At 42.9% G+C, this 20,908-nt stretch carries 17 protein-coding genes, 10 tRNA genes, 1 rRNA gene, 1 pseudogene and 1 riboswitch; of the genes and pseudogenes, 26 read left to right on the top strand and 3 right to left on the bottom strand.

The features are described 5' to 3' along the window. Positions 1–21 precede the first annotated feature (21 nt). The 6 genes and pseudogenes from G414_RS0105500 (at position 22) to G414_RS0105525 (ending at position 2,236) form a co-directional block, all read left to right on the top strand. A tRNA-Asn gene (locus tag G414_RS0105500) sits at positions 22–94 on the top strand. A 3-nt stretch (positions 95–97) separates the two neighbouring features. After that, positions 98–170: transfer RNA gene (locus G414_RS0105505), tRNA-Thr, on the top strand. Positions 171–358: 188 nt separating this feature from the next. After that, a pseudogene (locus G414_RS07355) lies at positions 359–1,144 on the top strand (glucose-1-dehydrogenase). A 141-nt stretch (positions 1,145–1,285) separates the two neighbouring features. Continuing rightward, positions 1,286–1,402, top strand: a 5S ribosomal RNA gene (gene rrf, locus G414_RS0105515). Positions 1,403–1,407: 5 nt separating this feature from the next. Next, positions 1,408–1,480 (top strand) — tRNA-Asn (locus G414_RS0105520). 93 nt (positions 1,481–1,573) lie between these two features. Beyond that, positions 1,574–2,236: a hypothetical protein gene (locus G414_RS0105525; RefSeq protein ID WP_022791836.1), complete on the top strand. Its 663-nt coding sequence runs from the start codon at positions 1,574–1,576 to the stop codon at positions 2,234–2,236. A 71-nt stretch (positions 2,237–2,307) separates the two neighbouring features. On the opposite strand, the gene G414_RS0105530 is transcribed toward G414_RS0105525, so the two are convergent. Further along, positions 2,308–3,150, bottom strand: coding sequence for a MurR/RpiR family transcriptional regulator (locus G414_RS0105530; protein ID WP_022791837.1), 843 nt, complete (start codon positions 3,148–3,150; stop codon positions 2,308–2,310). Between the two features lie 121 nt (positions 3,151–3,271). Here G414_RS0105530 and gnd point away from each other — a divergent pair, with 121 nt between their 5' ends. The 5 genes from gnd (at position 3,272) to G414_RS0105555 (ending at position 9,095) form a co-directional block, all read left to right on the top strand. Then, a complete protein-coding gene (gnd, locus tag G414_RS0105535) occupies positions 3,272–4,180 on the top strand; it encodes a phosphogluconate dehydrogenase (NAD(+)-dependent, decarboxylating) (RefSeq protein WP_022791838.1) in 909 nt (302 codons plus the stop codon). A gap of 221 nt (positions 4,181–4,401) precedes the next feature. Beyond that, the gene (locus G414_RS07360) at positions 4,402–5,097 is read left to right on the top strand and encodes an FGGY family carbohydrate kinase (RefSeq protein ID WP_022791839.1); all 696 of its coding nucleotides are present in this window, start codon (positions 4,402–4,404) and stop codon (positions 5,095–5,097) included. A 619-nt stretch (positions 5,098–5,716) separates the two neighbouring features. Beyond that, a complete protein-coding gene (gene tyrS / locus G414_RS0105545; protein WP_022791840.1) occupies positions 5,717–6,976 on the top strand; it encodes a tyrosine--tRNA ligase in 1,260 nt (419 codons plus the stop codon). A gap of 68 nt (positions 6,977–7,044) precedes the next feature. Then, positions 7,045–7,144, top strand: a riboswitch (purine riboswitch). Positions 7,145–7,228: 84 nt separating this feature from the next. Next, positions 7,229–8,515 (top strand): nucleobase:cation symporter-2 family protein, encoded by a 1,287-nt coding sequence (locus tag G414_RS0105550; RefSeq protein ID WP_027694564.1) that lies wholly within the window; start codon positions 7,229–7,231, stop codon positions 8,513–8,515. A gap of 1 nt (position 8,516) precedes the next feature. Then, complete coding sequence (locus tag G414_RS0105555; RefSeq protein ID WP_022791842.1) at positions 8,517–9,095, top strand: xanthine phosphoribosyltransferase; 579 nt, start codon at positions 8,517–8,519, stop codon at positions 9,093–9,095. A gap of 54 nt (positions 9,096–9,149) precedes the next feature. Here G414_RS0105555 and G414_RS0105560 read toward each other — a convergent pair. Continuing rightward, positions 9,150–9,220: transfer RNA gene (locus G414_RS0105560), tRNA-Cys, on the bottom strand. A gap of 149 nt (positions 9,221–9,369) precedes the next feature. Between G414_RS0105560 and G414_RS0105565 the strand changes: the two genes are divergently transcribed. The 15 genes from G414_RS0105565 to G414_RS0105635 all read left to right on the top strand — a co-directional run bounded on the left by G414_RS0105565 (position 9,370) and on the right by G414_RS0105635 (position 20,155). Then, a tRNA-Val gene (locus tag G414_RS0105565) sits at positions 9,370–9,442 on the top strand. Positions 9,443–9,444: 2 nt separating this feature from the next. After that, positions 9,445–9,518, top strand: a tRNA-Asp gene (locus tag G414_RS0105570). 11 nt (positions 9,519–9,529) lie between these two features. After that, a tRNA-Phe gene (locus G414_RS0105575) sits at positions 9,530–9,602 on the top strand. Between the two features lie 33 nt (positions 9,603–9,635). Next, positions 9,636–9,706, top strand: a tRNA-Trp gene (locus G414_RS0105580). Between the two features lie 18 nt (positions 9,707–9,724). Further along, a tRNA-His gene (locus G414_RS0105585) sits at positions 9,725–9,798 on the top strand. A gap of 43 nt (positions 9,799–9,841) precedes the next feature. Then, positions 9,842–9,927 (top strand) — tRNA-Leu (locus tag G414_RS0105590). Between the two features lie 155 nt (positions 9,928–10,082). Next, entirely contained in the window at positions 10,083–10,835 is a 753-nt protein-coding gene (locus G414_RS0105595; RefSeq protein WP_022791843.1) for a threonine/serine exporter family protein, read from the top strand. 13 nt (positions 10,836–10,848) lie between these two features. Beyond that, positions 10,849–11,316 carry a threonine/serine exporter family protein gene (locus G414_RS07365; RefSeq protein WP_022791844.1) on the top strand — a complete coding sequence of 156 codons (468 nt, stop codon included), beginning with the start codon at positions 10,849–10,851 and terminating at the stop codon, positions 11,314–11,316. A gap of 68 nt (positions 11,317–11,384) precedes the next feature. After that, on the top strand, positions 11,385–12,158 hold the full coding sequence (locus G414_RS07370) for a DUF4767 domain-containing protein (RefSeq protein WP_022791845.1): 774 nt from the start codon (positions 11,385–11,387) through the stop codon (positions 12,156–12,158). A gap of 473 nt (positions 12,159–12,631) precedes the next feature. Then, the gene (locus G414_RS0105610) at positions 12,632–13,987 is read left to right on the top strand and encodes a gluconate:H+ symporter (RefSeq protein ID WP_022791846.1); all 1,356 of its coding nucleotides are present in this window, start codon (positions 12,632–12,634) and stop codon (positions 13,985–13,987) included. Between the two features lie 155 nt (positions 13,988–14,142). Beyond that, positions 14,143–15,516 (top strand): FAD-dependent oxidoreductase, encoded by a 1,374-nt coding sequence (locus tag G414_RS0105615; RefSeq protein ID WP_022791847.1) that lies wholly within the window; start codon positions 14,143–14,145, stop codon positions 15,514–15,516. Positions 15,517–15,846: 330 nt separating this feature from the next. Continuing rightward, entirely contained in the window at positions 15,847–16,614 is a 768-nt protein-coding gene (locus G414_RS0105620; RefSeq protein WP_022791848.1) for a hypothetical protein, read from the top strand. Positions 16,615–16,852: 238 nt separating this feature from the next. Beyond that, complete coding sequence (gene metK, locus G414_RS0105625) at positions 16,853–18,043, top strand: methionine adenosyltransferase (RefSeq protein ID WP_022791849.1); 1,191 nt, start codon at positions 16,853–16,855, stop codon at positions 18,041–18,043. Positions 18,044–18,144: 101 nt separating this feature from the next. Further along, a complete protein-coding gene (rlmD, locus tag G414_RS0105630) occupies positions 18,145–19,527 on the top strand; it encodes a 23S rRNA (uracil(1939)-C(5))-methyltransferase RlmD (RefSeq protein WP_040761644.1) in 1,383 nt (460 codons plus the stop codon). A gap of 118 nt (positions 19,528–19,645) precedes the next feature. Continuing rightward, entirely contained in the window at positions 19,646–20,155 is a 510-nt protein-coding gene (locus G414_RS0105635) for a type 1 glutamine amidotransferase domain-containing protein (protein WP_022791851.1), read from the top strand. An 84-nt stretch (positions 20,156–20,239) separates the two neighbouring features. Here the strand turns inward: G414_RS0105635 and G414_RS0105640 are convergent, their stop codons facing one another. Next, positions 20,240–20,752: a hypothetical protein gene (locus G414_RS0105640; protein WP_022791852.1), complete on the bottom strand. Its 513-nt coding sequence runs from the start codon at positions 20,750–20,752 to the stop codon at positions 20,240–20,242. Positions 20,753–20,908 lie beyond the last annotated feature (156 nt).

Genomic DNA, 20,908 nt, shown 5'->3' on the forward strand with positions numbered 1-20,908 from the left:
TAGGGCGTCGCAACGCATTATTCCGAATTAGCTCAGTTGGTAGAGCACACGACTGTTAATCGTGCTGTCGTCGGTTCGAGCCCGACATTCGGAGTATGCCGACTTAGCTCAGTTGGTAGAGCAACGGTATCGTAAACCGTAGGTCGAGGGTTCGAATCCCCCAGTCGGCATTTAAAAAGATATGATTATAAGGGACGGGAAGCTTTGGCTTCCTGTCTTTTTTATTTTGTACCTGTATTATTCTTTTAAGTAATACTTAAAAAAGTATTGTATAATGAAGGCACACGGTTGGGCGAGACCTAACCGGGTTAGTATCCTTTTAATTAAGGTAGAGTCATTTCAAAGTGAGGAGATAGATATGTATAAAGATCTAGAAAATAAGGTCGCTGTCATTACTGGAGGTTCAAAGGGAATTGGTAATGCTATTGCCGAACGTTTTGGTCAAGAAGGTATGTCAGTAGTCATTAATTATAATAGTGATGAAAAGGGTGCCCAAGAAGCTGCAGACAATGTCAAAGCGCAGGGTGGTCAAGCAGTCATTGTTAAAGCGGATATCTCCACTGAAGAAGGTAATCAAGCTCTGTTAGATGCTGCCATTGAACATTTTGGTAAGCTTGATGTATGGGTTAATAATGCTGGAATGGAAATTTAAGCACCTTTAACTGAAATGACGTTAGAAGATTGGAATAAAGTAATCTCAATTGATCAGACGGGCGTCTTCTTAGGCGCACGGACAGCAATTAAGTATTTCACTGAAAATGATCATCAAGGAAATATTATTAATATGTCATCTGTCCATCAACAGATCCCATGGCCTACCTTTGCAAGTTATGCAGCTGCAAAGGGCGGCGTAAAGTTGTTTACTGAAACAATTGCAATGGAGTACGCTAATAAGAATATCCGTGTAAATAGTATTGGTCCTGGTGCGATTAATACGCCAATCAACGCTAAGAAGTTTGCTGACAAGGTTCAGTATGATAAGACTGTTTCTCTTGTGCCAATGGACCGGATTGGTAAGCCTGAAGAAGTGGCAGCCGGAGCAGCTTGGTTGGCTTCAGATCAGTCAAGTTATGTAACTGGAATCACCTTGTTCATTGACGGTGGTATGACCTTGTACCCTGGTTTCAAGAATGGAGAAGGTTAAACCTGTTGTATAGGTTGATAGCTGACGGTCAATCGAATTTGTGCTTGTGAAAAGTATGGATGCTATTGACAAGTAGCTTGAATATCTGTAATATAATTAACTGTGATTGGGAGTTGTTGAATTTCCACACAGTTGATTACGTGTTGTGATGATGGCATTGAGGTCACACCTGTTCCCATACCGAACACAGAAGTTAAGCTCAATCGCGCCGAAAGTAGTTGGGGGATCGCTCCCTGCGAGGATAGGGCGTCGCAACGCATTATTCCGAATTAGCTCAGTTGGTAGAGCACACGACTGTTAATCGTGCTGTCGTCGGTTCGAGCCCGACATTCGGAGTCAGTAGACACTTCCTATGAGGAGTGTCTTTTTTATTAGGTCGAGTTCAAATTACTAAATAATTATACTTGAGGAACAAGGACGGCAAAATAGATGGTTAAACAGGGGAGTTACGCCAAACGAGTCAAGAAACGTGCAATTAGGCAGATAAAGCAGCGTAAGCCAAGACAGGTTCGGCAGAATGCCATTAAAAATGGGCAAGAATTTAGAGACTACTTGTTGGTACGTTATCACCTTACACAAGGAACAAAGGTTAGTGAATTGGTAGAAGAGACCATAAGGCGATTTCTGCAAGTCTTTATAGAGCACAGCATGCCGTATGACAATGTGTGGTCATTACCAGAATTAATTCAGGAGACAATTAAGGGCTTAGCTAATCAAGTTCCATGGCAGTATTATGCAATATTGCTTGATGCGTGGCCGCAGTTAAGAGGTTTTCTTTTACGTGAAACTAAGCAGGCACCCCTAGTACACCCAATACAGGTGACAAATGATCAGGTTGATATGATTGACCTAGTAATAACACAGTTAGCGGTTAACTGGTATTTAAGTCAGGTAAAAAATCAAGTTTATACAATGGCCTCCGTTAACGACAAGATGGTGGCTGAACTAAAGGAGACTTTCACAGCAGTGGCTAGTGTTAACTGGCAAAATGTAAAGACGGTTTATTCAACGACCCCCTTTGTTCCAAAGAGGACAGATTATGATGTAGGTACGGAACGGTGGTTGAATGAATTAAGTACATTAGAATGGTAAATGCTAAAATGCCCCCACAGGCACATTGCCTGTGGGGGCATGCTTTATTTATGATGTAAAACTAGATGGAGCTATTCGCGTGTTCCTTCGATGGCCTCACGCATATTATCAACAATTGACAAGGTTTTATCACCCATTTTAACTCCGACTAAGGTAAAAAGACTGTCCATAATGGTAATCTGAGCTAGTAAAGAAGACATTGATTCACTACGCATATTGACTTCTTCGGCAGAACTAGCCATGACTAAATCAGCTAGCTTTGCCAATTCGCTATGGACATGTGCGGTAATAGCAATAATCTTAACATTATTTTGCTTAAGCTGGCGGGCAATTTTTAGTGTATCGTGGTTTCGACCTGAGTGTGAAATCACAATGCCGACATCGCCCTTTTTCATTCTAACTGCTTGCATAAGCTGAACGTCATAGTCTGGATGTTGCTCAACATCTAAAGGGGTACGTAAAAGCTTATGGTAGCCATCTAAGGCAACAATCGCTGATCCACCAATGCCAAACAACCCAATTTTGTTACCCGTAATTAGCCATTCAAGGGCGGTTTGCCAGGTTTCCTCACTAATGAGACTATAAGTAGCGTCTAAGGCATTTCGGGCCCCGCTAAAAACCTTATGCACAATTTCAGTAGTACCATCTTGGCTTTCAATTTCACCGAAAAAAGTATCTGAAGACTGGGTTGGCATAGTAAGACTGAGGGAAAATTCACGAAAGGAATTAAACCCAATCCGTTTAACAAAGCGAGACACAGTGGCGGTTGATAAGCCAACGTTGTCGGCAATTGTTTGAATCGTTAGCGTGCGAGCACCATCAGCTTGTGACAGTACGTAATCAGCAATTTTTTGATCTGATTTAGAGAGTTGATCATGCAGGGTGCGTAAACGCATAAATCCTGATTGAACCATATGTCCCTCCTTTCATTTTAGCTTATGTAAATATTTTACAACAAAACCCTTGCAAAGTGTAAAAGTTTTGCATTATAATATGGGTGTTGATAAAAATGCATAAAAAGAAAGAGGTATCGAAATGAAGTTCGGAATGATCGGCCTTGGAAAAATGGGCTTGAACTTGGTAGAGAACGCAGTTGACCATAAGAATGAAGTGGTTGCCTTCGACTTGAACAAGGATTTTGTTGATGAAGCTGCTGCATATTCAGATGCAATTACCCCTGTATCAGATATCGATGAGATGTTAGCAAAGTTGCCTTCACCTAAGATTGTTTGGGTGATGGTTCCAGCTGGTAACCCAACAAACTCAACTATCGACCAATTGATCGAAAAGATGGGTGAAGGTGATATCATCATCAACGGTGGAAACTCAAACTTCAAGGATGATTTGAAGTTAAACAAGGCCGCTGAAGCTGCTGGTATTAACTACTTTGATGCTGGTACTTCAGGTGGTGTCAGTGGTGCCCGTAATGGTGGAAACTTCATGATCGGTGGCGACAACATCGAAGCTTGGCAAACACTTGAACCATTGTTCAAGGACATTGCACAAGAAGATGGTTACTTGTACACTGGCCGTGCCGGTTCAGGACATTATTTGAAGATGGTTCATAACGGTATCGAATATGGTATGATGCAATCAATGGCTGAAGGATTCGAAATTTTGGAAGCTTCAGAATTTGATTACGATTACGAAAAGGTTGCTAAGTTGTGGAACCATGGTTCAGTTATCCGTTCATGGTTGATGGAATTAGCTGAAGAGCAATTTGCTAAGGATCCTAAGCTTTCAGCAATTTCTGGAACAATGCACTCATCTGGTGAAGGTAAGTGGACTGTTGAAGAGTCATTGAACTTGCAAGTTCCAGCACCAACAATTGCTTTGGCTTTGATGATGCGTTACCGTTCAATGCAACAAGATACATTTACTGGTAAGGTTGTTTCAGCCTTGCGTAATGGTTTTGGTGGCCACAAGATGGACGCGGCCAAGTAATGTAAATTTACTTAACTAGTAATAATAATTAGAGCTAACCCATTTTGGGGTTGGCTCTTTTTTGATTAGGATAGTATTGGTGGCGGGGAAATAGTATAGATGGTGCTTAGTGAGCTTAAGTGTTGTTGATATCAGGATTGTGCTATAGTTTATTCATTAGGATTTTTAGTTGCGGCTAGTTTATCCATACGAAATAACGATTAGGACTAAGGATAATAAAAATGAAATATAAGATAACATTTAATTTTACACCGATGAATTTAGAGGTTGGGATGCAGGATGAAAATCAGCAAACTAGTCAACAAAGTTACCCCTATACAAGAGCTGACTTTCCCAGTGCTACTTTGTCAGCTTTGCAATTAACTGAAAGTGTTAAGCAAGCACTGTTGGACTTAGACCAACGGTTAGGTGAGAGTAACCAAATAGAGCGGATTCGTTTTCATGGATCGCTCAGTGGTTGGCTACCTTTAGACTCAGCTTATCAACCAGTAACAGATATTCTTTCAGCTAGTGAAAGCAATCAACATTTTATTGACGCTTTAATAATGAATGGGATTGGTAAGCAATTACAAAATAAAACGGGTGTACCATTATCCCCAAGTGTTCCCCTAATTATGACAATTGCCTTAAAGGACAATGAACCGGATCTCTTTGCCAAAAGTGTTCATTTTATGGGAGTCTTTGAGTATTTACTTTATCAGTTATTTGGGTTAAATGTTATTGAGCCCGCCCATGCGGCAAGGACTGGTTTTTATAATGTTCTCAAGCAAGATTGGGACCCACAAGCATTGGCAATTGCAGGTGTGCAAAGAGAACAATTACCTGAAATTAGTCGGCCAAATAATCAGGTAGTTGCCTTTAATCATGTCGTATCTAGTTCAAACCGGACAGATACAATTACTTTTGAAATTGGGTAACTTTTGAGGGGGAATATGCTATAATGTGTTCTGTCATTGGGGATGCAGTTAGTCAGGGAGTGATGACCTAGGACTGCCTCTTTGAGGAGGGTGCAATGCCCTGCTGTCCAATGATGATTTTAAGCAATATTACGTTGCTTAAAATGGATGAAAAGAACTTTTAAAGAAGTGGATGAGTCTTTAAAAGTACGGGGATTGTTAATGGGGTGGTGCCTATTAACATGATATGGTGAATAGTTACATGGAACGTGGTGGTTCGTGTAACGCAAACAGGACTTGCACCCATTTAGTGGGAGAAGTCCTGTTTTTTATTGTCCTCAGCTAGGAGTGCGTGCTATAATCTAGCTAATGCATAGCTAAAATGAGTAGGGACCTGGTGGACATGAGAAACATGGTGGTTGATGCAAACCATGCAAGCCCAGGAAACAAATTACATTAGCACGTTAATATGTAGGCGGTTGGCGTACCGTTAACAGGCTATTAAGGGGTCATCGGACAGATGACAAATTAGGTGGTACCGCGTATCAATAAGGCGTCCTAATCGGTTAATAATCGATTAGGGGGCCTTTTTAATTAGTTAGATACCGGGTAAACAAGTACTCACAGAGGAGAGTGTGTCATGACAGAAAATATTTTAGAAGAATTGGCTTGGCGAGGAGCTATCAATCAACAGACCGATCCAGAAGGCCTTTTAAAGACGTTACAGGAGGATACCATCGGGGTTTATGTTGGTATTGATCCAACGGGTGATTCTATGCATATTGGTCATTTGATTCCCTTTATGATGTTGAAACGTTTTCAAAAAGTAGGCGCCCATCCGGTCATTGTTGTTGGTGGTGGAACAGGGTCAATTGGTGATCCGTCCGGTAAAAAGGCTGAACGGCCTATGCTGTCTGCCAAGGCAGTTGCTGATAACGTGGAAAAGATTCGGCAGCAGATGGTGAAGTTATTTGGTCAAGATGGTTTTACAATTGTTAACAATCAAGATTGGCTAGGTAAGTTGAGTTTGATTGATTTTTTGCGAGATTACGGGAAACTTTTCTCAGTTAACGTTATGTTAGCCAAAGATGTTGTGGCATCTCGTTTAGAAACGGGAATTTCATATACGGAATTTACTTACCAAATTCTGCAATCAATTGACTTTCATGAATTATGGAAGCGCGAACACGTTCGTTTACAAATGGGTGGTTCTGACCAGTGGGGTAATATCACTAGTGGTGTTGACCTCATTCATAAATTAGAGGGGAATGACGCGCCTGCCTATGGCCTAACAGTGCCCTTACTGTTAAAGGCGGATGGAACCAAATTTGGTAAAACAGAAGGAGGCGCAGTATGGCTAGATCCTGAAAAGACAACACCCTTCGAGTTCTATCAGTTCTGGCTGAATACCCGCGACGAAGATGTGGAGAAGATGTTAAAGTTCTTCACCTTCCTTTCACAAGAAGAAATTGCGGCCTTAGTCTTAGAAACGCAAAAAGATGGCGCAGCACGTAAAGCTCAACAGCGTTTGGCTGAAGAAGTGACCACCTTTGTCCATGGTGAAGCGGCCCTTAAGACGGCTCAAACGGTCACAAAGGTGCTCTTTGGAAACGCTGATGTCACAGCCTTGACGACTGAGGAAGTTGCAGCATTAGCCGGCAACGTTCCAACATTTAACTTACCTAATGACGAGATTGGCATTTTAGACTTAGTTGTTGCGGCAGGGTTAGAGAAATCCAAGACGCGTGCGCGCGAAGCAGTGTCAAACGGTGCTATTCGGGTTAATGGAGAACAGATTAAAGATGTTGAGGCGGTGGTTAACCCAAGTGCGGCGTATGACGGTCAGTATGTGATTGTTAAGCGTGGTAAGAAGAAGTGGGCAGTTGCAAAGGTGCAATAAAGACGAACAAAATAACATGTTTTTGCTATAAGATAGTACAAAAGGCGAAAAATATGCTATACTATTAAAAAATTGAATAGTACCCCTGTACGTATAATCATTGGAGAATGGCCAATAAGTTTCTACCCGTGTCCCGAGACACGGACTACTACAGGTGTGTCAAAGGGCCCATTCTGCATATTGCATAGTGGGTCCTTTTTCACATTATTTTCCAGTTTGCTGCAGGGTACGCTAACAAAATGGAGGATTGTGATGATTTCGGCCAAACAGCCTAACCGACTACAAGAAATGGTTTTAGGTTTGCAACATGTTTTAGCTATGTACTCTGGAGGCGTTTTAGTGCCTCTATTGATTGGAACGGCACTGCATTTTTCTGCCCAGCAGATGGCGGTCTTAATTTCAGCGGATATTTTTATGACCGGTATTGGTACCTTGTTACAGCTGAAGACGACTCGGTTTACCGGGATTGGTCTGCCAGTGGTGTTGGGATCGGCTATTCAATCGGTGACGCCCCTGGTAAATATTGGGAATACGTTGGGCATTGGTGCCATGTATGGTGCAACAATTGGTGCCGGAATTTTTGTTTTTTTAATTGCCGGGCTTTTTGCTAAGTTACGCGCTTATTTTCCGCCCGTGGTTACCGGGTCTTTGATTACCATTATTGGGTTTGCCTTGATTCCAGTTGGGGTACAAAATATTGGCGGAGGCGATGTTAAGGCGTCAACGTTTGGTAGTTTGACTAACTTGTGGATTGCCTTAGTGACGATTGTTGTTATTGTGGCCTTGTCAATTTGGGCTAAAGGATTTACTAAGGCGGTGGCCGTTTTAATTGGGATTATTGTCGGGACCATCTTTGCTGCTTGTTTGGGTGTGGTTTCATTGACGCCAGTAGTGGAGGCTTCTTGGTTTCAGTTTCCAAAACCTTTCTTAATGGGGGTGCCGGAATTTCATATATCAGCTATTATTACCATGTGTGTTGTCGCCATTACCTCGTTGATTGAATCGACTGGAGTTTATTTTGCCTTAGCTGACTTGACTGGTAAGCACTTAGATGAGCAGGATTTGGCCCGTGGCTACCGATCTGAAGGATTGGCTGTTATTTTATCTGGATTATTTAGCACTTTCCCGTATTCAACTTTTTCACAAAATGTTGGGGTAGTACGCTTGTCTGGAGTTAAGTCAAAACGACCAGTCTATTATGCAGCCTGCATGTTACTTTTGATTGGTTTATTGCCCAAAGTAGGTGCTTTGGCAACCATTATTCCTAGCTCGGTTCTAGGTGGGGCCATGCTGGTTTTGTTTGGTACGATTGGTATTCAAGGGGTGACCATTTTACACCAGGTTGACTTTACTAAGGATCGCAACTTAATGATTGCAGCTTTATCAATTGGTGCTGGAATTGGTGTCACGGTGTATCCACAAATTTTTCAACATTTACCTAATTTAATCCGACTGGTGATTGAAAACGCCGTCGTGGTGACCTCAATTTTAGCGGTTACCTTAAATATTGTGTTACCAAAGACAAAGGAGGAGGAGTAAGATGCGGGAGTTAGAGGAACGGATTCGACGAGAAGGGCGTGTTTTAGGTACTGATGTTTTAAAGGTGGATAATTTTTTAAATCATCAGGTTGATCCTAAACTAATGGTGGCCTTAGGACATGAATTTGCCATGCGCTTTGCTGATGCCGGGGTTACCAAGGTCTTGACTGTAGAATCATCTGGCATTGCGCCGGCCGTCTTTACGGCCTTGGATTTGGATGTACCAATGGTCTTTGCTAGGAAGCGTAAATCCATAACGTTATCAGCTGACAATTATACAGCGGATGTCTATTCCTTCACTAAACAAGAAACTAATCACATTATTGTCGATAAGCGCTTCATTCAGCCTAAGGATTCGGTTTTAATTATTGATGATTTTTTGGCTAATGGACAGGCGGCCCAAGGAATGATGGAGATTATCACTGCTGCCGGGGCGAACTTAGTTGGCGCAGGGATTGTTATTGAAAAAACCTTTCAAAAGGGTCGGCAACTGCTTAATGAAGCGAACGTCCGGGTTGAATCACTGGCTAGAATTGAAGATTTTGTGAATGGACAGGTTGTTTTTGCTAACGAAGACTAATTAATAAAAAGCAAAAAGCCGGGGTTGATTTTTAATCAACCCCGGCTTTTTAGAAGGTGGTGACGGGAGTCGGACCCGCGATCACGGTTTTGCAGACCATTGCCTTACCACTTGGCTACACCACCACTATCACTAACCACACTATTATAAAGGAAAGCAGCTCGGGATGCAATTAAAAGCAAGGTAAAAGTAATTTGAATAAAAAGACTTGCAATGTTGCTTGAGGCTATGTATAATAACTCTTGTTGCTAAGACATTATTTAAGCAAGGTACTGGACGTTTAGCTCAGCTGGGAGAGCACCTGCCTTACAAGCAGGGGGTCACAGGTTCGATCCCTGTAACGTCCATTGGTCGCATGGTCTAGCTGGTTAGGACGCCTGCCTGTCACGCAGGAGATCACGGGTTCGAGCCCCGTTGTGACCGTTTTTCATTTTGGCGCGATAGCTCAGTTGGTAGAGCATACGATTGAAGCTCGTAGTGTCGACGGTTCGATTCCGCCTCGCGCCATTGTTAATTCCAGTTTTAGACTGGGATTATGATAGGGGTATAGTTTAATGGTAGAACAACGGTCTCCAAAACCGTCGGTGGGGGTTCGACTCCCTCTACCCCTGCTTGTTTAATTTTTCATGGCGGATGTGGTGAAGTTGGTTAACACACCGGTTTGTGGTTCCGGCATGCGTGGGTTCGAGTCCCATCATCCGCCCTTGAAACACTGTTTCATCGTTAGAGTACTTAAAATGAAGTATGCCGTTGTGGCGGAACTGGTAGACGCGCTGGACTCAAAATCCAGTTCCCTTTATCGGGAGTGTGGGTTCGATTCCCACCGACGGCATATTTTAAGGTTAATTAGGGTGGTTGCCACCCTAATTAACCTTTTTCATTTATTCAAAAAAGGATTGCTTATTAGAAATGAAGCTTGTAAATTAAGAGCAAGTGGATAGGTGCAAAACGGTTGCGTGCCGTGTAAATTTAGAAAAGAGAATGCTTGTGAGGGATCAAAATTTAGTAATTGATACTGCCCTTTTAGCTGGCCGCATTATGATTGAAGGTGGCTCTGAGATTTATCGAGTCGAGGATACGATGCGGCGCATTGTTAAGACGGCAACCGGTGAAGATTGTCAAATTTTTGCCACCATTACGGGGGTCTTGATTACCCTCAATGGGGCCGATGTCACCCGTTTTAGTCAGATTAATAAGCGGGGCATTGATATGGAAAAGATTAATTTAGTGAATCGCTTTTCGCGCTCCTTTCAAGCGCAAGAATTAACCTTGCTTGAACTCAGGCGGCAATTAAGCCATCTTGACCGGAATCTGCCCAACTTTCCTTTGTGGTTACGTATCTTGGGAGCAGGACTGCAGGGTATGTTTTTAATGATTATCTTTACGCAAACTCATGACTGGGTTGATATGCCCTTAACCTTTATAGCCAGTGCAATCGGATATACAGTAGCTGAACTCTTGGGCCGGGTATCACGAATCAGAATCGCTCAGGAGTTTACAGCCTCATTAACATTAGCCCTGGTGACGGTGCTTGGGGTGCGAATGGGGTTAGGGAGTAACATTAATAACGTCTTAATCGGAGCAGTGATGCCATTGGTGCCAGGATTGCCGCTTACCAATGCTTTGCGAGACTTGATTGAAGGCAATCTAATTGCAGGTACGGAACGGGCTTTTGAGGCGATGGTCATTATGTGTTCGATTGCGGCGGCGATAGCCTTTGTTTTAAGTCTGAAGCTATGAAGGGGTGACTAACATGAATATTATCATACAAGTTGTCTTTAGTTATTTAGCTACCGTAGCCTTTGGCCTGTTTATCAACGTGCCCCGAAATGCCTTAAATTTAGCTGGCCTATCAGGAATGTTAGGTTGGATGACGTACTGGTTAATTATGAAGGCGGGAATTGATAGTATTTTTGCAAATTTTGCCGCTGGTTTAGTAGTTGGTTTACTGGGCTTAATATTCTCACAGATTAAGCATATGCCAGTGACCATTTTTAATATTCCCGGTTTAGTACCTTTGGTGCCGGGGGCATCAGCCTATCAAGCGTTAACGCTGTTGTTAGATGGGCGGACCGTGCTAGGCTTGGATAAGCTTTTTGATGTGGTAATTATATCTGGGGCCATTGCGATTGGCTATGTTTGTTCACAGTTGATTTCTGAAATGTATTTTCATTACCGTCGTTATCACCGTTTTGTATTTAAACGGACGGATAAATCTTAAGACTAGCTTGATGTAAATTTGTTAGGTTAGCTATAGATAAGAAATAACTCATGAGAAGGGGGCAAGTAATGAAAGATCAACCAACGCGGCAGGCACGGCGTCATGCTCGTGTACGGGCGCAACGGGAGCGAAAGAAAGTGCTCCTTCCCTTAGGAACTGTGTTAGTAGTGATTATGTTAGCAGTATTAGTGGTACAACCGAACTTAAAGACGGCTAGTTTACATCATACTAAGGCTGAAAGTGAGTCCGTTAAAGTTGTCACGTCAGAAAAGACAAAGTCGAGTCAACCAAAAGACCATGCAAAAAAGCACTCGGAGAAAGCTAAACAAACTCAACCGGCTTTGTGGAATGAAGAGAAGGATGCGCAATTGAATAGTTACATCCAACGTTGGCAGCTAGCCATGGGGCAACATTATCAACGTTATTACCCAGAGAGCGGGGCTGGTCGTTTGAATTTTTATGGTGTTTCTTATCCAGACGACTTTGCTAAGCAGGCGATTAACGTCTCTGGACGTTCTTTGTCCGTCGATACATCTAAAAATGGTAGAGGGGCAGCTGATTTTAATGTGGTGGCCATTTATTCTGATATTCAACAGGCACAAATGAATGGTCATTTATACTTGTTTGGTTTTGAAGACGAACAACCACATGTCTTAATTACGCAACAAAATCAGGGGATGCCGGATGGTAAGGTTCATTTTACCGATACGGCAAATCAAGACTTAGCTGATAATTTTCGGCGGATTGTTGGTAGTCAAGCAGATAGTGAAGATCCAGAGGCAACAGTCCCTAGTCAATCTTCACAAATTCAGGTAAACCCTGGTCAGCAAATTGCAGTTTAGTTAATCTAGTCGGATGACGTCCAGACCATTATCATCCATTGGCCATTTTAAGAGATGTTATAAGTATGTTTTGTGAAAGGTTAACCGTTACTTTAAACGATTTACTAGGATAAAAATATGCTGAAAATAATAAAAAACTCCACATTTTTATTGTTTCTTTAAGATATAGGCCTTACTATAAGAATTGTCAGGAGGGTAGGTCTCTCCTGATATCCCATATAGCAACATACACTACTCATATTACGCAGTTTTCCCAACTGCGAACCTACTCCAATTTCAGCTTTTCCCAATAGCTGGAAATAGATCGACACATTTTCCCAAGTGTGTCTTGATCCGAAAAAGCTCTGGTCTCCCAACCAGGGCTTTTTTGTTGCACTAATTTGAAACCGCTTACCGAAAACGCTTTCAAATGGATAAAAAATAAGTTATACTAATTCAGGTAGTTAATTATTAATTTTTTCGAGGAGAACCTTATGCAATCGTTATTAGTATTATTTTTGGGAATTGCACTACTGCTATTCTTAATTATCAAGGTTAAATTGAATACATTTATCGCTTTAATTTTCACATCAGTGGCAGTTGGCCTGGGCCTAGGAATGAATTTTGCTCAAATTCCGGTTTCCATTCAAGAGGGAATTGGCGGTTCGCTGGGTGAGTTGGCCATTGTCTTTGGTTTTGGAGCTATGCTAGGACGCTTAGTATCGGATTCTGGTGGTGCTTATCGGATTGCGCATACCCTGATTAATTTGTTTGGTAAGCGTTTTGTGCAAGCAGCCGTGATGGTAGCCGCCTTTATTTTGGGAATTGCTTTATTCTTTGAAGTTGGCATGGTCATCTTGATTCCAATCGTCTTTGCAATTGCGCTTGAAGTTAATGTGCCCCTACTATACCTAGGGATTCCAATGGCTGCTGCGCTGTCTGTGACCCATGGTTTCTTACCTCCCCACCCTGCACCAACTGCAATTGCGGGTGTCTTAGGAGCTAATCCCGGTCATGTTTTGATGTATGGATTGATTGTGGCTATACCGGCTGCAATTATTGCTGGTCCGGTCTTTACGAAGTTGGCCCAAAAATTTGCGCCTGATGCATTCGTTGTTAAAAAGAAGCTCAGTGCCTTTGGTGAGGTTAAGACATTCAAGCTTGATGAAACGCCATCCTTTGGTCTTTCCATGTTAACCAGTTTATTCCCAGTCATCTTAATGGGGATTACAACGCTTTATACGGTCTTTACGAACAATGGAGAGCCATTTAAAAAGCCCCAGGGATTGGATGCCTTTATTACGATGATTGGTAATCCTGTTGGTGCTATGATTATTTCCTTGCTCTTTGCCTTATGGTCCATGGGTTGGTTGCAACACAAGTCGACCAAGCAAATTGCAACGACGATTGAAGAGTCAGTTAAGTCGATTGCGATGCTTTTGCTCATCATTGGTGGTGGGGCCGCCTTTAAGCAAATTTTGATTGATGGTGGTATTTCACAAGAAATTTCGCAAATATTTGCGCATTCTTCACTTTCACCACTTATCTTGGCTTGGGTGATTACCGTTATTTTGCGGGTGGCCTTGGGTTCAGCTACGGTAGCAGCCTTGACGGCAGCTGGCTTAGTGCAGCCTTTAATGGCGGCTGCCGGTGTCAATCCGGCGTTGATGGTTTTGGTAATCGGAGCTGGTTCCTTAGCTGCATCACATGTTAACGATGCTGGTTTCTGGATGTTTAAGGAATACTTTGACTTAGATGTTAAGCAAACCTTGATGATCTGGACGGTGTTAGAGACAATTATCGCCATTGTTGGTTTGTTAATGGTCTTACTCTTAAACATGTTTATCTAGTTAGTAGCAAATGAAAAGCACTTCACGATTTGGTGAGGTGCTTTTTTGATAGCCTGGTGGCTAAGCGTTACAATTAAGAGGGTGCTAATGATGAAGGAAAAGTCAAACACCCTGGGATGGTAGAAAGTGCTTTTTAACCGAGGAGGTAGTGAAAGATGCGTTATGTCATTGTAGGTGCATCACATGGTGGCCACGAGGCGGCCTTAGAACTCTTAACCCAGGATCCAACAGCAGAAGTCACCATATTTGAGCAGGATGAATTTGTATCCTTTATGTCCTGTGGAATGGAACTTTATTTAACGAATCAAGTAAAAGATCCTAACACAATTCGTAACTTTAAACCTGAGGATATAACCGTGCTCGGAGGACATGTAGAAAACAATGCCCAGGTCAGGGCAATTAATGATGACCAACATGAGGTAACGGTCTTTCATACCAAGACTCATGAAGAAGAACAGGTCCCTTATGATAAATTAATTATTAGTTCTGGGGTAACGCCAGCTCGACTGCCAGTCCCAGGAGCTGAATTAGGCAATATTTATTTGATGCGCGGTTACGATTGGGCAAGAAAATTAAAGGCTAAGTTGACTGATCCAACAGTGAAAGAGGTGACCATTGTTGGGGCCGGGTACATTGGCATTGAAGCGGTAGAAAGCTTTCTTCAAGCGGGGAAGAAGGTAACCTTAATTGATACCTTGCCTAGGGTGTTAGCTGCTTATTTGAATCAGCCAATGACCGATTTAATTACGAAACGTTTGGTTGAGCATGGGGTCGCCATTCATACAGGTGAATTTGTGCAGGCTTATCAAGGTTCAAAAGGCCAGGTTAAGCAGGTACGAACTGACCAAGGCACTTATGAAACGGACTTGGTAGTGGAAGCCATCGGTGTTAAACCAAGTACTGAATGGTTGGCAGGTCAGGTGGCCTTAGATAAACGGGGATGGATTAAAACAGATCCTTACTTGCAAACTAATTTGCCAGATGTTTACGCAATTGGTGATGCCATCTTACCTTATTCGATTCCAGCTGGTCAGCCTATGCCAATTGCTTTGGCTACCACTGCACGTAGGGAAGCTCAATATGTTGTGCAGACGATGAACGGTTTAGCTAACAAACGACCCTTTAAAGGGGTGGTGGGAACTTCAGCCTTGTCAATTTTAAATTATCAGTTTGCGACGGCTGGCTTGAATGAAGTTACAGCCCAGCGGGCAGGCCTTGCAGTAGAGATAAGTAACTATGTGGATCAACGACGGCCCTATTATGTCAGTTCAGCGGCTGGTAACGGTCAAGTAATGGTCAACCTTGTTTACGCACCAATTGAGCACACTCTTTTAGGGGGAGCGGTATTGGCAGACCAGTACGATGTGACCCAGTTAGGTAGTGTCTTGTCCCTGGCCATTAGCCAACGGATGACAATCGAAGATCTAGCTGAAGCAGACTTCTTCTTCCAACCTGGTTTTGATCGCCAGTGGAATGTACTTAATTTAGCTGCCCAGCATGCGTTAGGCTATGGTGACTTTACCCGCTAATGCTAAAAGGGCTAGTTTAAGTTTCGTTTACTGTAATTTTATCATTACTTTAAGATGGTCGCTTTATTATAGTAATTGTTGAAAGGGAATAGCCCTTTCAATCCCCCAAGCAAAAATACTACTCACATTTTGCAGTTTCATAAACTGTACTCCTACTCCTAAATTTGGCTAAGTTGTTTCCCAATTTAGTCAGCAACTCTTCCTACTCATTTTAGGGAGTGACCCACATACGTATTACGTATGTGGGTTTTTTGTTAATTTTCCCACGATTGGCTAACTTTGGGCTATAATAGTTTGATGAAGACTTCTAGGCAACTTGGAGGAAAGAGTATGACTGGGACCGAATGGGAAGAAAAATTTCGTGCTGAACATGGTCGGCTACCAAAGCGTGATGAATATCAGGCAGCTATGGCACGTCATTTTGAAGATCTCCCGCTTGAAACACAGACAGCTAAAAAAGTGCAAAGCCAAGACCGCCAGCATGACGGGTTAAACTTGCTAAAGAATCAGCATCAAGGTCGGCAACATAAGCCGGCATCTGATAGGTATAAAGCTTGGAGCGGCAAAGTTGGGGTAGCGTGTCTAGCTTTGGTATTAGTGCTTGGCTTGGGTGTATCATTAGCTAATCATTATCAACACCTGAAGAAAACGGGACCGGAAACGAGTATGACGGTTAGTGATAACGAGCAAGCGCAGGCGTTGAGTGCATCTTCAGTCAAAGCAGTTAGTGAAAAAAAGCAAGCGGATGCGACCAGTGCCTCTTCTACCCAGCAATTAAAAGCAGGCGACCTTAGCCGGATTGATCAGGCTTATATTTTAACGGATGTTATCGTCCAACAAGAGCACTGGCAGGCAAAAGATATTACGGCGATTGGCGCAAAGATTAAGGGTAACGTACGAACGTTGACCTTTACTAATCACAATCAAGAGACAGTCAGTTATGTTTATCAGTTAACTAAAAAGGCAACCCTAGCTACGGGTCGGTATACGGTAAATGGTAAAAATGTTAAACCATTAACGGTTAATTTTGCTGATTGGTTAAAAAATCATCAATTGGCTGATATACAGACACATTATGATTCAGTGGCCTTGGATTAAGTCGTGCTTGCATGGCATGGGTATAAGCTGTAAAATGTAAAACTGTAGCAAATTAAGAAAAATAACTCTGATAAACCTATCAAGAGCTCAGCGAGGGACTAGACCCGATGATCTGACACCAGCGTACCCGATGTGGCGATGTGGTAACTTCTAGCAGATAGGCGCATATCGAACCCCGACATGCCGCCTATTTGGTATGTTGGGGTTATTTATTTAGTTAATAAAGGAGTTTTAAGCGATGACAGAAAAGAAATTATTTACGTCAGAATCAGTATCAGAGGGACATCCTGATAAGGTGTCAGACCAAATATCAGATGCCATTTTAGATGCTGTTTTAAAACAAGATCCAAATGCACGGACTGCAATTGAAACCTCGGTTACGACCGGTTATGTGAATGTCTTTGGTGAAATGACAACGACTGCCTATGTTAACATTAATCAAATTGTCCGTGAAACGTTGGCACGGATAGGCTATGATGACCCAGATGCTGGATTCTTAGCTGATGATGTCCATGTCGGCATAACAATTGATGAACAATCACCTGATATTGCTCAGGGGGTTGACCAAGCGATTGAACAACGTGAAGCTGGCGGACACGATCCGCTTGATGAAATCGGTGCTGGTGATCAAGGCTTGATGTTTGGTTATGCTACCAATGAGACGGATGAATACCTACCCTTGTCGTTGGTACTATCACATAAGTTAGTGAAAAAGCAGGCTGCTGTACGTAGGTCAGGGGAACTTTCGTATCTGTTGCCTGATGCAAAGGCTCAGGTTACTGTTGAATTGGATGATCAAGATCGGGCCAAGCGGATTGATACTGTCGTTTTATCAACACAGCACCGTGATACAGTCTCATTGACACAGTTGAGACAGGAAGTGCGAGAACAGATTATTGATCAAGTGTTGCCAGCTGACTTAGTCGATGATGAGACACGGTATTACATTAATCCAACGGGCCGCTTTGTAATCGGGGGTCCTAAGGGTGATGCCGGGATGACTGGTCGTAAATTGATGGTTGATACCTACGGAGGTTACGCCCGTCATGGTGGTGGTGCCTTTTCAGGTAAGGATGCGACGAAGGTTGACCGCTCGGCTGCCTACGCTACTCGGCATATTGCTAAGAATATTGTAGCAGCTGGTTTAGCTGATCAGGTTGAAGTCCAAGTCGCTTATGCTATTGGTGTGGCAGCGCCAGTATCCATTAATGTTAATACCTTTGGCACAGGTAAGGTAGCTGAGGAAGACTTGGTGGCCGCTATCCGCACCATTTTTGACTTGCGACCAGCTGGTATTATTAAGGAATTGGATTTGCGTAAACCACGGTATGAACAAGTGGCTGCTTATGGTCATTTTGGACGTCCAGAATTAGATTTGCCATGGGAGCGACTAGATAAGGTTGATGCCTTGCAGGCCTATTTCCAGTAGCCGTCAGTGACGAAGTTGGATGCACTGCCTTTATTGGTAGTTTTAGGTTGGGACGCCCAAACAAAATGGGTGACGGGTACGAGTTTAAAATGGGTGATAAAATGAGACCAAAGGTACACATTCCCGTGAAGTTAGGGGAAGAGGTAACACTTAAAATTGAGCGGGTTGAATATGGAGGACAGGCGATTGGGCAGGTTAAGGGTTACCCAATTCATTTGGAAAATGCCTTTCCTGGTGAGGTAGTGACCGGTCGGATTAGTCAGATTAATCGCCAGTTCGCACGGGCCCAACTTGTAAAAGTTGAACAGCCAAGTCCTGATCGCCTTGATAGTGGTCGAACTGACATACTGACGACGGGGATTGCCCCTTATATCAACTTAGCTTATCCAGCACAATTAGAATTAAAACAGCGGCAGGTGGCGGAGATCTTTACCCAGGCGGGTATCCGGGCCACTGTTACACCGACTATTGGTATGGCAGTTCCGCATCACTATCGAAATAAGACCGTGGTACCATTGGCTTATCAGGATGAACAGTTGGTAACTGGCTTTATTAAACGAGGAACGCGAAATACCGTTGTTCCCTTAGATGACTATTTTGTGAACGATCCGGTTATCGATCAAGTCATTGCCAGCGTGCGTGATATTCTAGCTAACCATCAAGTGTCTTTGTTTTCTGATGACACAGGGCAGGGAGAAATGCGCTACATCATGGTTCGACGTGGCTATTATAGCCATGAGGTAATGGTCGTACTCGTAACCCAAACTGCAACTTTAAAAGATGAAGGTGCCATAGCGGCTGAAATTGCTGCGTCAGTTCCAAATATCAAGAGTGTGATTTTGAATGTTAACCCACGTAATCTGCATGTGATGTTGTCTGGTGAAAATCGTGTTTTGTGGGGGGCCGATGCGATTCATGATCGGCTTTTAGGAATCAATTTTGTGATTGGGCCTAATTCTTTTTATCAAGTCAATCCGCAAACAACAGAAGTGCTGTATGCATTAGCGGCCAAAAAGGCCGAATTGACCCAAGCTGATACAGTGATTGATGCCTATTCGGGAATTGGGACAATCGGACTAACGGTGGCTAACCAAGTTAAGCAAGTTTTGGGAGTAGAAGTGATTGCCCGTGCGGTTGAAGATGCCAATCGGAATGTTAAGCAAAACGGAATCACCAATGCGGAATTTGTAACGGCTGATGCACCTAAACAGATGGTTGCATGGCTAGCAGCGGGGGTTAAACCAAACGTAATTTTTGTTGATCCACCGCGACCAGGATTAACAGAGGCTTTATTAGATGCTGTTTGTGCTATGAAGCCGGACCGCTTTGTTTATATTTCGTGTAACCCTAAAACGATGGCTCGCGATATTCGCTATTTACTTGACCGAGGATTTACCCTCAAGGGCGAAGTACAGCCACTTGACCAGTTTCCCCAAACTGCCCATGTCGAGACGGTAGCTGTTTTGGTACCTAAAGCAAATTAAAATAACTTAAAAGACACCCTGCTTAACTAAGCAGGGTGTCTTTTGCTCTATGGTGGCAATTATGTTACTCTAAGGTTAGTAACAAATAGTAAGTGGACGATAATAAAGGAGGGATCAAATGGCTAAAGTAGCTGTAATCGTGACCGATTTAGTAGAAGATGCCGAATTTTCTGATCCAGTAGCAGCCTTACAGGAGGCTGGACATGAAGTCGTTACAATCGGCTTTGAAAAAGGCACAACTGTTAAGGGTAAGCATGGGTTAGCAATTCCAATTGATGAAGGAATTGCAGATGTTAAGCCGACTGACTTTGATGCTCTATTTATCCCAGGTGGTTTTTCACCAGACCAATTACGGGCTGATGAGCGATTTGTCGACTTTGTCCGGTATTATATGTTGTCAGACAAGATCGTGGGGGCTATCTGTCATGGCCCACAGATTATGATTCAAACTGGTCTCGTAAAGGGTCGGACCTTGACGGCATATAAGACGGTGCAACCCGATCTATATTATGCTGGGGCAACGATTAAGGATGAACCGGTAGTAATTGATGGCCAATTGATTACCAGTCGGACGCCTGACGATATTCCAGCATTAAATGAAGCCTTGTTAAAGGCATTGGCCAAGTAATAATAAAAAACCGGTTAGGTAGAAAGTACCTAACCGGTTTTTAGTATTTAGTAGCCAGCTTAATAAGGGTATTAAACCTAATTTTTAATGTCGCTGGATAAGCAGGGCGCAAGAATCGGTGAGAAGGTCAGTATAGCTTTGCACATCATAGGTTTTGGTAGGCAGAGTTTGAGCATAGTCACTGACTTGGGCCAAGTCAGTTGGGTGCTCAGCTAAGAAGACTAAGAGCCCGTTTTCCTTTAAGGCCATTAATAAGGGCTTAATGGTTGCCAGCAAAGAAACAATTGGAAGCGTTGCATCGACTTGAAAGAAGGCGGCCCCTACCGGTTGGCTAGGATCAAGATAGTTTGGAATAGCAGTAAAGGATTGGTTAATTAGATCAACCCGTTCATGTAAGCCACTTAAGAAGAGTGATGTAGCCACATCATCAATGTCGGTTTTTTGATCAGAAAAAGCCAGCACTTTACCTTCTTCCCCGACGCGGCTAGCTAAAAAGCGAGTAATATCACCATGTTTAATGGTCGCATCGATTGCTAAGTCCCCTACTTTAAGGTAGGCGTCGACGGTTAAATGGCTAAGATTTTGTATGGACCGCATGTATGCTAAGCCTCCTGAACTTTTTCTTACAGTTTACCATACGGTAGCAAGCATATTAGTGGTGTTTTATCCGCAGACCTTGAGGCTTCTTTAAAAAGCAGAGGACAAGGGCCTATGAACGTTGAAAGCGAGGTCGTTATTTGATAAAGTAAAGAC

It is taken from the genome of Weissella halotolerans DSM 20190, from assembly GCF_000420365.1.
GTDB lineage: Bacteria > Bacillota > Bacilli > Lactobacillales > Lactobacillaceae > Weissella > Weissella halotolerans.